General features: G+C 62.6%; 15 protein-coding genes and 1 pseudogene. 9 read left to right on the top strand and 7 right to left on the bottom strand.

Annotated features, from left to right (window positions below; genetic code table 11):
* Positions 1-16: 16 nt before the first annotated feature.
* The gene (locus B3397_RS14200; protein WP_296251134.1) at positions 17-823 is read left to right on the top strand and encodes a SirB1 family protein; all 807 of its coding nucleotides are present in this window, start codon (positions 17-19) and stop codon (positions 821-823) included.
* A 16-nt stretch (positions 824-839) separates the two neighbouring features.
* Here the strand turns inward: B3397_RS14200 and fahA are convergent, their stop codons facing one another.
* The 4 genes and pseudogenes from fahA to B3397_RS14220 all read right to left on the bottom strand — a co-directional run bounded on the left by fahA (position 840) and on the right by B3397_RS14220 (position 5,315).
* Positions 840-2,138 (bottom strand): fumarylacetoacetase, encoded by a 1,299-nt coding sequence (gene fahA / locus B3397_RS14205; protein ID WP_296251136.1) that lies wholly within the window; start codon positions 2,136-2,138, stop codon positions 840-842.
* Between the two features lie 3 nt (positions 2,139-2,141).
* Positions 2,142-3,431: a homogentisate 1,2-dioxygenase gene (hmgA, locus tag B3397_RS14210; protein ID WP_296251137.1), complete on the bottom strand. Its 1,290-nt coding sequence runs from the start codon at positions 3,429-3,431 to the stop codon at positions 2,142-2,144.
* A 392-nt stretch (positions 3,432-3,823) separates the two neighbouring features.
* Positions 3,824-4,687: pseudogene (locus B3397_RS14215) on the bottom strand (alpha/beta fold hydrolase); the annotation flags it as partial.
* A 172-nt stretch (positions 4,688-4,859) separates the two neighbouring features.
* Positions 4,860-5,315, bottom strand: a complete 456-nt coding sequence (locus B3397_RS14220; RefSeq protein WP_296251141.1) for a flavodoxin — start codon at positions 5,313-5,315, stop codon at positions 4,860-4,862.
* A 140-nt stretch (positions 5,316-5,455) separates the two neighbouring features.
* Between B3397_RS14220 and B3397_RS14225 the strand changes: the two genes are divergently transcribed.
* Together B3397_RS14225 and B3397_RS14230 are read left to right on the top strand one after the other, a co-directional pair.
* A complete protein-coding gene (locus B3397_RS14225; RefSeq protein WP_296251142.1) occupies positions 5,456-5,917 on the top strand; it encodes a PAS domain-containing protein in 462 nt (153 codons plus the stop codon).
* A gap of 63 nt (positions 5,918-5,980) precedes the next feature.
* Complete coding sequence (locus B3397_RS14230; RefSeq protein WP_296251143.1) at positions 5,981-6,583, top strand: PilZ domain-containing protein; 603 nt, start codon at positions 5,981-5,983, stop codon at positions 6,581-6,583.
* 15 nt (positions 6,584-6,598) lie between these two features.
* Here the strand turns inward: B3397_RS14230 and B3397_RS14235 are convergent, their stop codons facing one another.
* Positions 6,599-7,516 (bottom strand): MerR family transcriptional regulator, encoded by a 918-nt coding sequence (locus tag B3397_RS14235; protein WP_296251144.1) that lies wholly within the window; start codon positions 7,514-7,516, stop codon positions 6,599-6,601.
* 238 nt (positions 7,517-7,754) lie between these two features.
* Here B3397_RS14235 and B3397_RS14240 point away from each other — a divergent pair, with 238 nt between their 5' ends.
* The 5 genes from B3397_RS14240 (at position 7,755) to B3397_RS14260 (ending at position 10,270) form a co-directional block, all read left to right on the top strand.
* Positions 7,755-8,321, top strand: a complete 567-nt coding sequence (locus B3397_RS14240) for an antibiotic biosynthesis monooxygenase (RefSeq protein WP_296251145.1) — start codon at positions 7,755-7,757, stop codon at positions 8,319-8,321.
* A gap of 119 nt (positions 8,322-8,440) precedes the next feature.
* The gene (folM, locus tag B3397_RS14245; protein ID WP_296251147.1) at positions 8,441-9,142 is read left to right on the top strand and encodes a dihydromonapterin reductase; all 702 of its coding nucleotides are present in this window, start codon (positions 8,441-8,443) and stop codon (positions 9,140-9,142) included.
* A 67-nt stretch (positions 9,143-9,209) separates the two neighbouring features.
* Positions 9,210-9,581, top strand: a complete 372-nt coding sequence (folX, locus tag B3397_RS14250; RefSeq protein ID WP_296251150.1) for a dihydroneopterin triphosphate 2'-epimerase — start codon at positions 9,210-9,212, stop codon at positions 9,579-9,581.
* A gap of 58 nt (positions 9,582-9,639) precedes the next feature.
* On the top strand, positions 9,640-9,936 hold the full coding sequence (locus tag B3397_RS14255; protein ID WP_296251152.1) for a DUF1244 domain-containing protein: 297 nt from the start codon (positions 9,640-9,642) through the stop codon (positions 9,934-9,936).
* Positions 9,929-10,270 (top strand): HopJ type III effector protein, encoded by a 342-nt coding sequence (locus tag B3397_RS14260; RefSeq protein WP_296251153.1) that lies wholly within the window; start codon positions 9,929-9,931, stop codon positions 10,268-10,270. Before B3397_RS14255 ends, B3397_RS14260 begins: the two co-directional genes overlap by 8 nt.
* A gap of 478 nt (positions 10,271-10,748) precedes the next feature.
* On the opposite strand, the gene trxB is transcribed toward B3397_RS14260, so the two are convergent.
* Positions 10,749-11,711 carry a thioredoxin-disulfide reductase gene (gene trxB / locus B3397_RS14265; protein WP_296251155.1) on the bottom strand — a complete coding sequence of 321 codons (963 nt, stop codon included), beginning with the start codon at positions 11,709-11,711 and terminating at the stop codon, positions 10,749-10,751.
* A 120-nt stretch (positions 11,712-11,831) separates the two neighbouring features.
* Complete coding sequence (locus B3397_RS14270) at positions 11,832-12,431, bottom strand: peroxiredoxin (protein ID WP_296251157.1); 600 nt, start codon at positions 12,429-12,431, stop codon at positions 11,832-11,834.
* Between the two features lie 236 nt (positions 12,432-12,667).
* On the opposite strand from B3397_RS14270, the gene cysZ reads away from it, so the two are divergent.
* Positions 12,668-13,396 (top strand): sulfate transporter CysZ, encoded by a 729-nt coding sequence (gene cysZ, locus B3397_RS14275; RefSeq protein ID WP_296251159.1) that lies wholly within the window; start codon positions 12,668-12,670, stop codon positions 13,394-13,396.
* Positions 13,397-13,434 lie beyond the last annotated feature (38 nt).

The following is a 13,434-nucleotide window of genomic DNA, read 5'->3' on the forward strand; positions in this document are numbered from 1 at the left end:
ATCAGCGGAGATTCCCATGGACCCACGCCAAGCCTGCCTGGCCTGCCTTGCGCAAAACCCACCCGCCACCTTCGAAGCGGCCCTATGGATTGCAGCCGAACACGATGCCGGCGTGCGTCCGCCACATATCCTGGCGCAACTGCGCGAGCTGGAAATGCAGGTCAGCCTCGGTTTACCGATGTTGCCGGTCAATGAATTGGGGCAGCCGCTGCTGCGCCGGCTCAGCACGCTGGGCTTCCAGCAGGACGACCTGCATCCCCTCCGGCCGCAGGCTGCGCTGCTGGACAAGGTGCTGCAACGCAAGCGCGGGCAGCCTTTGGCCTTGGCACTGGTGGCGTTGGAGTTGGCGCGCCGCCTGGGCATTCCCCTGGTCGGCGTGAATTTTCCCGGACATTTTCTGCTGCGCGTACCCGGTGCCGACCATCAGCTCGACCCGTGCGGCGGACGACGTCTGTACCCCGCCGACTGCCGTGAGCTGCTGGGCCGCCAATTCGGTCCGCAAGTGCCCCTGGCCGCCGAACACATGGCCGAAGCCGGGCCCAGAAGCATGTTGCAACGGTTATCGCGTAACCTGCGCCAACTGCACAGCACTCACGATGACGAGATCGCCGCCCTCAAAGATGCCGAGCGGGTGCTCGAACTGGGCCCGGCTACGGTCAGCGATTACCTGGCGCGCGCCGGGCTTTACCAGAAGCTCGACTGCCCGCAAGCCGAACGCTATGACCTTGAACACGCCCTGCTGCTCAGCGACGACCCGATCCAGCGGCTGCGCCTGACCACCCGGCTGAGCCAACTGCCCCAGGCCATGGGTTCGGTGCATTGAGTAACCGCTGAGAACATCAAACGCTGCGCGCGGCCACCACCTGTCCGCGACACTCGCCGAAGCCAATGGATACATGACCGTCGCGATGACAGGATGCGCGCAGGATGATTTCGTCGCCGTCCTCCAGAAAGGTCCGTGACTCACCAGAAGGCAAACGCAGGGGATGCCTCCCACCTTCGGTCATTTCCAGCAGGCTGCCCAGTTGGTCTGGCCCTGCACCGGACAGGGTGCCCGTGCCGAACAGATCGCCTGCCTGCAACTGACAACCGTTGACGCTGTGATGGGCGACCATTTGGGCAATCGTCCAGTACATACTCAAACTGTTGCTGCACGCCAGGCGATGTGCCGGCAACCCCTGCGCCACCATGGCCTGGGTCAGAATCAGCACCTCCAACTCGATGTTCAGGGCGCCAAGGGCCTGGTCTCCTGGGTTCCACAAATACGCCATGGGTGGCGGATCACCCGCCGGACGTTCCGGCTGCGCGCAACGAAACGGCGCCAGGGCCTCCATGGTCACCACCCACGGCGAAAGCGTGGTGATGAAGCTCTTGGACAGAAAGGGTCCCAGGGGCTGATATTCCCACGCCTGGATATCCCGCGCGGACCAGTCGTTGAGCAGGCACAGGCCCGCGACATGCTCACCCGCCTCGGCAATTGGCACAGGCTGACCCAAGGGGTTGCCCTGGCCGATCCAGACACCCAGCTCCAGCTCGAAATCCAGCCGCTGGCAAGGTCCGAATACCGGCTCGACGTGCCCCGCAGGCAGGGTCTGGCCCTGGGGACGCTGTACGGCAGTGCCCGAGGGGCGCAAGGTCGATGCACGCCCGTGATAGCCGATGGGCACATGTTTGTAGTTGGCCAGCAAAGGGCTGTCCGGGCGGAACAGTCTGCCTACGCGAGTGGCGTGTTCGATGCCAACGTAGAAGTCGGTGTAGTCGTTGACGCGCGCGGGCAGGTGCAAGGTGCACTCTGCACTGTCCAACAGGCATTCACTCACCATCGATTGCTGCGCTGCGCCCTCCACGAGCAACTCGAGCAGACGCTCGCGCAAAGCGACCCGAGGTCCACGCCCCAGCTCGAACAAGCCGTTGAGTTCACCACCGAGCGTGGCCTGGACCGCCGCCCGCGCCGGCCCTTCCAGCAGCCCGCGGGCCACCAGCGCCTGCAGGTCGAGCAGCTGGTTGCCGATTGCCACGGCAACCCTTCTGCCCTCGCCCTGCCGGCTGAAAATGCCCAGGGGCAAATTCTGCAATGGAAAATCCCGATGACCGTTGGCCGACGCCACCCAGCTGGATAACGGTGCTGAAGCGTGCATATTTCAAGATCCCTGCGCGTTGAAGGTCACGGGTATCGATGCCCAGCACGCGTCATAGTCGCTCTGCAGCTGCGCGCTGTTGAGCGCAAACTCGCTGGGGCGCAACACCTGGCTGGTTTCGAACATGAAAGCCATGGTCTGGTCGAGGCGCGTGGGCACCAGCTCGGCAGCGATAGCGCGCGTGCAGGTCGGTCCATCGGGCCCGTGGGCGCTCATGCAACTGTGCAGCGAGGCGCCACCCGGCACGAAGCCCTCGGCCTTGGCATCGTAGGCCCCACAGATCAGCCCCATGTATTCGTTCATCATGTTGCGGTGAAACCACGGCGGTCGGAAGGTATCTTCGGCCACCATCCAGCGTGGCGGGAAGATCACAAAGTCGAGGTTGGCCAAGCCGTGCACGCTGCTGGGCGAGGTCAGCACGGTGAAGATCGAGGGGTCCGGGTGGTCGTAGCTGACGGTGCCCATGGTATTGAAACGTCGTAGATCGTATTTGTAGGGCACGTTGTTGCCATGCCAGGCCACCACGTCCAACGGCGAATGGGCCAATTCACAGCCCCACAGCTCACCGAGAAATTTCTGCACCAGCGGAGTGGGCGCTTCTACCTGTTCGTAAGCGGCCACGGGCGTCAGGAAGTCGCGCGGATTGGCCAGCCCGTTGCTGCCGATCGGCCCCAGGTCCGGCAGGCGCAAGGGCGCGCCGTGATTCTCGGCGATATAGCCTCGCGCCTGGGCGTCGAGCAACTTCACACGGAATTTCAGGCCCCTGGGCAGTACGGCGATTTCTTCGGGCTCAAGCAGCAAGGCGCCCAGCTCGGTTTCGATGCGCAGGCGCCCCGCCTGGGGCACTACCAACAGCTCACCGTCGGCGTTGAAAAACACCCGCTGCATGGAGCAGTTGGCCACGTAGTGGTAGATGCTGATCCCACCGGGGGTATCGGCGGCACCCGTGGCCGCCATGCCAAGCCAGCCGTCGAGGAAATCGGTGGGCTCGCCGGGATCGACTGGGGGATTCCAGCGCAGTCGGTTGGGCGTGGGTGAGGCTCGGCGCATGCCGGTGAGCTGCCGTGACAGGCGTTCGAACGCCGGATGCTGGGCCGAAGGGTGGATGCGGTACAGCCAGCTGCGCCGAGCTTCGGCCCGGGGCATGGTGAACGCGGTACCGGAGAACTGTTCGGCGTAAAGCCCGAAAGGAGCCCGCTGAGGTGCATTGCGGCCGATCGGCAGCGCGCCAGGCAGGGCTTCGCTGGAAAACTGATTGCCAAAGCCGCAGAGATACTGCAAGTCGGTGTTCATCGAGACTCCTGTGCTTGTTGTTTTTGTCTTAAGCCAGAGCTCAGAAACTAAGTCGCGCGGGGGGTGGCGTCAAGTTGGTGCAAGGCAATGGATGTTCCCGGGTGTGTCGGCGCCGGTACGTGTGAACCGGACGCCGACACTGTTACCAGATGCGTAACGGTGATTGTCAGGAACCCTGGTATTTCAAGCACTTGCCGGCGCCTAGAATACCGCCAACGGCGCCGTACCCGACTGGCAGATCAAGGCTTGAAGGGCACGGCCTCCGCCTTGTGTTCATCGACGTTGATTTGAAGCTCCTTATCGAACGTCTTGTTTGGCCGCTGCTCTGCAGCGGCCTTTTTTATGGCCCCGATTCGAGCAGGGCCGGCCAATGTCGCGCAGCAGCGCAGCACCTGGCGGAAGCTCAGGTAGTGGCGCAGCACCAGGTCCGGCGCCTCGGTATGGGGATAGTGGCCGATCATGTCCAACGCCACAGTGTCTGGCCAGGCGATCATCTGTCGATAGCGTGCGAGCATGGAGGCGCCGGAGATGGGGTCCGCACTGCCGTTGATCAGTCGCATCGGCACCCCGGACTGCTGCATGGCCTTGAGCCAGCGAGCACGTTGAACGCGCCGCTCCGGAATGTAGTCGATGAGTCGATGCAGCACCCGGTTGCCCTGCCCCGCCTTGATCAGGCTCCAATGGTCGTCCACTTCGCTTTCGCTGGGGCCGGTATGGGGGCCGTAAAGACGCAATACGCTTCTGAACAATGTGTCGCGATTGAACGCCCGCGCCACCCAACTGCCCAGTGGGCTAAGCAGTAGCCGATGCATCAGCAAGGGTTTATGGGCTTCAGGGAACACGCCGCCATTGAGGAAGACGCAGCTGGCAACGCGAGCCCTGCCCTCGGCGTGGCGCGCCAGCAACTCCTGACAGACGCTCACCCCATAGCCATGACCCATGACATGCACCGGCTCGCGCACCCCCAGATGGTCGAGCAAGGCTTGCTGGATATCGGCTTGCTCAGTCAGGCTGTAGGCGTGATTCAAGGGCTTGGCGGAGTCGCCGAAGCCGAGCATGTCGCAGGCAATCAGCCGGAATCGCTGCGCCAACGGCCGCCACAGGTAGTGCCAATCCCAGCTGGCACTGGGAAAGCCATGAATAAGCAGCAAGGGCTCGCCCTGTCCCGACGTCCAGTAGCGCAATGTGTGATTCTGAAAAACAAAGCTCTGCCCTCGCGTGCGCCAGACACGCAGAGGAATTTCGGCGATGGCCATCAGCGGTACATTCCTTTGGGAAGTCGCGGTCGGAAGGGCAGTCCGGCAATGCATTTCATCTCGGCACGATTGTGCGGCCCGGTGTGCAGTCAGGCCTGTGCTCTGAGCGCAGTCTAGTCACGGGCTGCAAACACGCGAGTCTCCTTGCCAGCCAGCTTGATGGCCTTGCGAGTCAGCCGACCAGCAGTTCGCCAAACGCCTGGAGCCAGGGTTCGGCATCGGTCTCTGGGGTGACGGTTTCGCTGGCGTCCAGGCGCAGCATCGGCTGCACTTCGCGTACACCCAGTTCGGTAAACAGCTCACGCATCTGTTCGCCCCCGCCGCAGTAGGTGTCGCCGTAGCTGGAGTCACCCAGGGCGATGACTGCGCCCGGCAAGCCGCGCCAGGCACCGGGCAGCACATCGCGGACCTGCGAATAGAGCGGCATCAGATTATCCGGCAACTCGCCCATGCCGGTGGTCGAGGTGACGGCCAGAAAAGCCTCGGGGGCGAAGGCCTGAATGTCGTCCAACTGGGCCCGTGGGTTGTACCACGCCTCGTGGCCCTGGGCCTTGAGCTGCTGCTGAGCGTGCCGGGCGACTTCCTCGGCGGTGCCATAGACTGAACCTGAGAGAATGGCGACTTTCATAACGTAGTGTCCTGGGCAGTATCAAGACACCGATAGTAACAGCCAACCCAGGCTTTGGAATGCCGCGCCCTTTGGGCCCTACTCGGCTGCTCGCGGCCTGCATGGATTAGACTACGCCTTCCCGGGCTCGGAATTCGAACATGATCAACGCGAAACTGCTGCAACTGGTGATTGACGCCTCCCACGACGGCATCGTGGTGGCGGAACAGGAAGGCGAAGACAACATCCTCATCTACGTCAATCCTGCTTTCGAGCGCATGACGGGCTATTCGGCGGTGGAAACCCTGTATCAGGATTGTCGCTTTCTGCAAAAGGACGAACGCGACCAGCCTGCACGTGCCCGTATCCGCGCGGCGATCGATCAAGGCTTGCCGTGCCGCGAGATCGTGCGCAACTACCGCAAGGATGGCAGCAGCTTCTGGAACGAGCTGTCCATTACCCCCGTGCACAACGAAAGCGATCAGCTGACCTACTACGTCGGCGTGCAGAAAGACGTCAGCAGCGAAGTGGCTGCCCAGCAGCGCATTGTCGAACTGGAACAGCAGGTGGCACATCTGCAGCAGCGCTTCGACCAATTGCAGCGCCTACCGGGCAGCCGCTGAAGCGTTAAGTCGATGTCGGCCCTATACTGTCACTCTATTCCTTGATGTAGACGAGTCTGCCCCATGCAACCCGACGCCCTCCTGACCGAGGAGGAACTGGAATTCCTCCGGGCCATGCAGCACAACCCGAAACTGAACACGGGTGACGGTATCGTCAACCTGTCGCTCAAGGGTGGCCCGCAGGTCAGGGAGTTGCTGATGCGCCTGGCTGCTCACGAACAGGTCACCATCGAAGGCCATCTGGAGAACCAGCAGATCAGTTTCCCGTTGCACCTGGTGGAAGATGAGTTCCACGCCGTGCACCTGCAACTGGGTGCGCCGAGCATCTACGAGGACGGTCCGCAACTGCGGCCATGGCGCCTGACGTTGGCCGAACCCGTCGTGCTGGAAGACGCCGAGGGACGCATCAGCAACTACTGGGTGCGAGATATTTCCTTCAAGGGTGCGCTACTGGAGGCCCGCAATGGCGCCGAAGCGCCCCGACAGTTCGAGCTCTGGTTCAGTCCGCAAGGCTATGCGCCCATGGCGCTGCGCGGCTCGATGATCCGCAAGACCGAAGAGGGGCTGTTCGCCTATCGGCTGAGCCAGAGCAACAGCAAGGACATCGAGTGCCTTCGCCAGTACATCTTGCAGCAACATGAGCTGCTGCAACCCCCCGCCGCCTGAGCCCGTTCGCGCCCGTCAGCTGTCGAGGTGGCCCACCAGATACTGTTCGAGCCGGCGTTGCATCAGGCGTCCGTCATTGCCCAGGCAGGCAATGTCGGTGCCCACGAAGCTGTCCTGGGCCATTTCCGACAGCTCTCCACAGAGCAGCAACGGGCAGTCGAGCGACTGACCCAGCTTGCTGATCTGCCGCGGCAAGGATACCGAAGGGGGTTTGTTGGAAAACACCACCATGGCATCCGGGCCGACCTTGTCGCACACCAGGCTGAGTTCTTCCAGTGACTGGCCCAGCCCCAACACCTGCACCCATACCTGCGGGCTGCTGAGCAACAGCCCGGCCACCAGCAGTTCCAGCTCGCGGCACTGCCCCGGCAACGCCGCCAGCAGCACTTGACTGTCCTGCCCATGATTGCGCGCCAACTGCAGACGCTGCAGCGTGCGTGCTCGCAGAAACGTATCCAGAAACAGCCATTCGCTGGCCTGACCGAAGCGCTCCTGATCGATCAGCAACTCCTGCCACACCGGCATCAGCACATCCTGAAACGCCACAGCCACCGGATAGCTGGAAAATACCTGACCGTAGACCTGTTCCAGTCGCGCTTCGTCGAAGTCGCGCACGCAGCGCTTGACCTGCTCCTGCCACTGCTGCCATTCGTTCTGATCCAGGCGAGGCTCGCCGGGTGCGGTCCGCGACAGCTGGGCACGCGCCAGAATCTTGCCGACCTTGCTCACGGCCACACCGCGCTCGATCCAGCCCAGAATGCTGCGCACTTCGTCGATGTCGGCCAGCGAGTAGAGCCGGTGCCCGCTTTCGGTGCGTGTGGGCTGGACGAGCCCATAACGACGCTCCCAGGCCCGCAGCGTCACCGGGTTGATACCGGTGATTCGCGCGACTTCGCGGATGGGATACAGCTCTTCGTGAGCCAGATCAGCCATGGGGGGCGCAAGGAGGGGGAAGTCGGTCATCGCTACTGGGGCCGCAGGTGGTGACATTGGCCTCTAGTGTAAACCCTCTAATCGGTTTGAGGTTTATTGATCGAACCAACCGACGGTAGGTGTGTGTCCAAGTGAATTGAGGAATAATACTTGCTTGATTCCAAGTGCAGCCCACCACCCCGGCGCTGCACTTTTATTGAGGCCCTACCCGGGACGCTCGACAGTACGGAGATACACAATGTCTACCACCCCCGTCACCCTGATGGTTGCGCGTCGCGTGGCCGATGGCAAATACCAGGATCTGATCGCCTGGCTGCATGAGGGCGAGCAACTGGCCACCGATTTTCCCGGTTACCTGGGCTCCGGCGTTTTGGCCCCGCCTCCCGACGACGATGAATTCCAGATCATCTTCCGCTTCGCTGACGAAACCACTTTGCATGCCTGGGAGCACTCGGCCTCGCGCCGTTCGTGGCTCAGCCGTGGCAGCAACCTGTTCGCCCAACCCCATGTGCACCGCGTCAGCGGCACCGAAGGCTGGTTTGGCGACAGCGGCCTGCAGCGTCCGCCGCGCTGGAAACAGGCTGTGGCTATCTGGCTGGCGTTCTTTCCCGTGTCGTTGATCTTCAACTTCCTGTTTGGTCATGTGTTGAACGAGATCAGCCTGGTGCCACGGATCATGCTCAGTACCCTGGTGCTGACCCCGATCATGGTGTTCGTGTTTATCCCGTTGTCGACGCGCCTGCTGCGCAACTGGCTGCATGCAACGCCTGCCCGAGTGGCGCTGCCCAAGGCGAAGGCGGCCTGAGGGCGCTGACGCAGGCCTCGCGTACAGGGACTGCGTCACTCACGAGCCGAGCGGCGCCGATCGGCTGTGCAGCTGTGATATAAATCACCCCTGCACACCGCCCACTACGAGCCCGTCACATGCCCCACCCGATTCTCATTACCGGCGCCAGCCAGCGCATCGGCCTGCACTGCGCCGAACGCCTGCTGGGTGAAGGTCAGCCCGTCATCATCAGCTATCGCCAGGAACGGGAAACCGTTGCCCACCTGCGGGAAATGGGCGCGGTCACCATTCATGCCGACTTTGCCAGTGAAGCCGGGATCATGGCCTTCATCGACGAGCTCAAGGGGCATACCTCGCAGCTGCGCGCCATCGTCCACAACGCCTCGGCCTGGATTGCCGACAGCGCCAGCGACGAGGCCGCCGCCTTCGTGCAGATGGTCAACGTGCATATGCTTGCGCCGTATCTGATCAACCTGCACTGCGCCGACATGCTGCGCGCTTCCAGCCCCGCCGACATCGTTCACATCAGTGACGATGTCACCCGTAAAGGCAGCGCCAAGCACATGGCCTACTGTGCCAGCAAGGCGGGGCTGGACAGCCTGACGCTGTCGTTCGCGGCCCGCTTTGCCCCCGCCATCAAGGTCAACGGCATCGCCCCGGCGCTGATCCTGTTCAACCCCGACGACGATGCCGACTACCGCTACAAGTCGCTGGCCAAATCGGCCCTGGGTATCGAACCCGGGGCCGAGGTGATCTACCAGAGCCTGCGCTACCTGCTGGAAAATCCCTACGTGACCGGTACCACCTTGACCGTGAACGGCGGCAGGCACGTAAAATAGGCTCACTTGCCGGGCGCCTTGCAATGCCTGGGCCCCCGTATACCGATCAACTGCGGAGCACACAGCAATGGCACAACTGGAGCCAGGAATGGCACGCATCCGGGTCAAAGACCTGCGGTTGCGCACCTTCATCGGTATCAACGAAGACGAAATCGTCAACAAGCAGGACGTGCTCATCAACCTGACCGTGCTTTACCCGGCCCAGGAAGCGGTACGCGACAACGACATCGAGCACGCCCTGAACTACCGGACCATCACCAAGGCGGTGATCCAGCACGTGGAGGGCAATCGTTTCGCCCTGCTCGAAAGGCTGACCCAGGAGATCCTCGACCTGGTCATGCACAACCCGGCTGTGCGCTACGCCGAAGTCGAAGTCGACAAACCCCACGCGCTGCGCTTTGCCGAATCCGTATCGATCACGTTGGCGAGCCGCCGCTGACTGCGACGGCCATCAAGAGGCGCGCCCAATCGCCCCCCTCTCACTCCCGGAGAACCCCATGAACGACCAACAACGCCTGGAGCTCGAAGCTGCCGCTTTCCGCCGACTCGTTCAGCACCTGGACGAACGCAAGGACGTGCAGAACATCGACCTGATGAACCTGGCCGGCTTCTGCCGCAACTGTCTGTCCAAGTGGTACAAGGCCGCCGCCGACGACCGCCAGGTCGACATCAGCCTCGATGACGCCCGCGAAGTGGTGTACGGCATGCCCTATGCCGAATGGAAAGCCACTTACCAGAAAGAAGCCAGTGCCGAACAGCAGGCGGCCTTTGCCCAAGGAAAACCCCATGAGTGACCTGAACACCCTGCGCGCCAGCCTGCACAGCGGTGAGCACGCCTTCGCCGACACCTTGGCGTACATCGCCGAGCACTATGACTACCAGCCTCAGGCATTCGTCAACGGGACGTTGCACAGCACCGCCGGGCAGAACGAAGGCTCGTGCAAGACCATCGGCCTGGGCCTGCTCGAAGGGCTGAGTGACCAAGACGTACTGTTGGCCTTCGGTGAGCACTACCGCTCGGTCCTGGCCACCCCCGAAGGCACCGACCACGGCAATATCCGCAACCTGATCGAGCACGGCCTGGCCGGCGTGAAGTTCGAAGGTCAGCCTCTGGTCCGCAAGGGCTGATCCACAGGCACAAAAAAACCGACCTGGGCAGGTCGGTTTTTTGTGCCCGGCTCGCGGGCCCCATCGCGGGGAGAACCCGCTCCCACAGGAAATGCCGTTACTCTCAGGAAACACCAACCCCCCTGTGGAAGCAGGTTCTACCCCCATTGGCCGCGCCGCCGTCCCAAATCAGAACCCCACCCCCCTGTGGGAGCGGGTTCTACCCGCGATGGCCGCACCGCCATCCCGAATCAGAACCCCACCCCCCTGTGGGAGCAGATTCCACCCGCGATAGCCGCACCGCCCTCCCGGATCAGAACCCCAATCCCCTGTGGGAGCGGGTTCTACCCGCGATAGCCGCGCCGCGGTCCCGGATCAGAACCCCAATCCCCTGTGGGAGCGGGTTCTACCCGCGATAGCCGCGCCGCGGTCCCGAATCAGAACCCCAATCCCCTGTGGGAGCGGGTTCTACCCGCGATGGCCGCGCCGCGGTCCCGGGTCAGAACGAAGCGTTGGCCAGCCCATCCAGGTACCGCTCGACATCCAGCGCTGCCATGCAGCCTGCACCGGCCGAGGTGATCGCCTGGCGATACACATGGTCAGCCACGTCACCGGCAGCAAACACGCCGTCGACGCTGGTAGCGGTCGCATTGCCTTCACGCCCACCCTGTACCACCATGTAGCCATCCTTCAACGCCAACTGACCTTCGAACAGCGAGGTGTTCGGCGTGTGGCCGATGGCGATGAACACACCATCCACCTTCAGCTCGTCGGCGATCCCGTCGTTGTTGCGCAGGCGCGCCCCGGTCACACCCATGTTGTCGCCGACAACTTCTTCCAGCGTGGCATTGAGCTTGAGCTCGATCTTGCCCTCAGCGACCCGGGCGTGCAGCTTGTCGATCAGGATCTTCTCGGCGCGGAAGGTATCGCGACGGTGCACCAGAGTCACCTTGCTGGCGATGTTGGCCAGGTACAGCGCCTCTTCCACTGCCGTGTTGCCACCGCCGACCACCGCCACTTCACGGTTGCGGTAGAAGAAGCCGTCACAGGTGGCACAGGCCGAAACGCCTTTGCCCATGAACGCCTCTTCGGACGGCAGGCCCAGGTAGCGAGCACTGGCGCCAGTGGCGATGATCAGCGCGTCACAGGTGTAGGTCGCGCTGTCGCCGGTCAGGGTGAACGGCTTGGCCGCCAGGTCGACGGCATTGATGTGGTCGAACACCACCTCGGTCTCGAAACGCTCGGCGTGCTCGCGCATCCGCTCCATCAGAGCCGGGCCGGTCAGGCCATGGGGATCGCCCGGCCAGTTGTCGACTTCGGTAGTGGTGGTCAGCTGGCCACCGGCCTGCATGCCAGTGATCAGCAGCGGCTTGAGGTTGGCCCGCGCCGCATAGACCGCAGCGCTGTAACCCGCAGGGCCCGAGCCCAGGATGATGACGCGGGAGTGACGGACTTCAGACATGGCTAACTCCTATCGACCGGCGCACAGAGCGGCCTGGTCGCGATGCCGACGACGCGGCTGGAATAAAAAGGACTGACAGACACCTTGGGGAAGGTTCATGTCGCCAGCCCGAAAACGGCATTACAAGCTGCTGGCGTTTTCCGCCAGGTAGTCGGCCACGCCCTTGGCGTCGGCCTTCATGCCTTTCTGGCCCGGACGCCAGCCTGCTGGGCACACCTCGCCGTGCTCCTCGGTGAACTGCAGCGCTTCGACCAAACGAATCATCTCGTCGACTTCACGGCCCAGCGGAAGGTTGTTAACCACCTGATGCTGCACGACACCTTTCTGGTCGATCAGGAACGAGGCACGCAGTGCCACGCCTGCTTCATGTTCGATACCGTAGGCACGGGTGATTTCGTGTTTGACGTCAGCGACCATCGGGAATTCGATCGCACCAATGCCGCCCTTCTCGACCGGCGTGCTGCGCCAGGCGTAGTGGGTGAACTCGGAGTCGATGGACACACCCACCACTTCCACACCCAGCTCACGGAAGCGGGCGATGCGATTGTTGTGTGCGATGATTTCCGATGGGCACACGAAGGTGAAATCCAGTGGCCAGAAAAACAGTACGACGTACTTGCCGCGCAGCGACGACAGCTTGAAGCTTTCAACGATGGTGCCATCGCCCAGTACAGCGGCGGAATCGAAATCGGGTGCTTGCTTGTTGACCAGAATGCTCATGGTGAACTCCTTGAAAGCGAAGATAGGGAAGGGTTTGAAATTTGATGTCGGCAAGCTTAACGAGCTGAGCTGGATTAGGGAAATACCCTTTGGCAATCCACACCATAGGCGAGCTCTATGCGCAGGTCATGCCCTCTGGCGATCGGCGCCACGTTGTTACCAGGCATTGCCACGGTTTCGCCCATCGCCCAAAGCCGGTAATGTCGGCGCCATCCACCCATCTGGAGCCGTTGTCGATGCCCCTGCCCGCCCTGTCCGGCCCGCAATACCTGCGCGAAGGCCTGAAAATGGTCCTCTCGCCCGGCCTGCGCCTGTTCGTATTGCTGCCGCTGACGATCAACCTGATCCTGTTCGTGGGTCTGATCTACTTCGCCGGCCATCAGTTCAGCCTCTGGGTCGACCACCTGATGCCCACCCTGCCCAGCTGGCTGAGTTTTCTGACCTACATCATCTGGCCGATCTTCGTGGTGCTGGTCGCGTTCATGGTGTTCTTCACCTTCACCATGCTGGCCAATATCATCGCCGCGCCGTTCAACGGCTTCCTGTCCGAGAAGGTCGAGGTGGTGGCTCGCGGCAAGGACGACTTCCCGCCGTTTCGCTGGAGCGAGCTGATCGAAATGATCCCGCGCACCCTGGCCCGGGAAGGGCGAAAACTCGCCTACTTCGCCCCGCGCGCCCTGGCATTGTTCATCCTGTCGTTCATCCCGGTGCTGAACATCATCGCCGCGCCGCTTTGGCTACTGTTCGGTATCTGGATGATGGCCATCCAATACATCGACTACCCCGCCGACAACCACAAGATGAGCTGGCAGGACATGCTTGCCTGGCTGCGCCAGAAGCGCTGGCAGAGCCTGGGTTTCGGCGGCATCGTCTACGTGGCACTGCTGATTCCGGGGGTCAACCTGCTGATGATGCCGGCGGCAGTGGCGGGGGCGACGCTGTTCTGGGTGCGGGAAAGGGGCTGATCCTCCCTTGGGCGAGTGCACCAATCCCGGATGCACCG

It is taken from the genome of Pseudomonas sp. UBA4194 (assembly GCF_002379585.1).
GTDB lineage: Bacteria > Pseudomonadota > Gammaproteobacteria > Pseudomonadales > Pseudomonadaceae > Aquipseudomonas.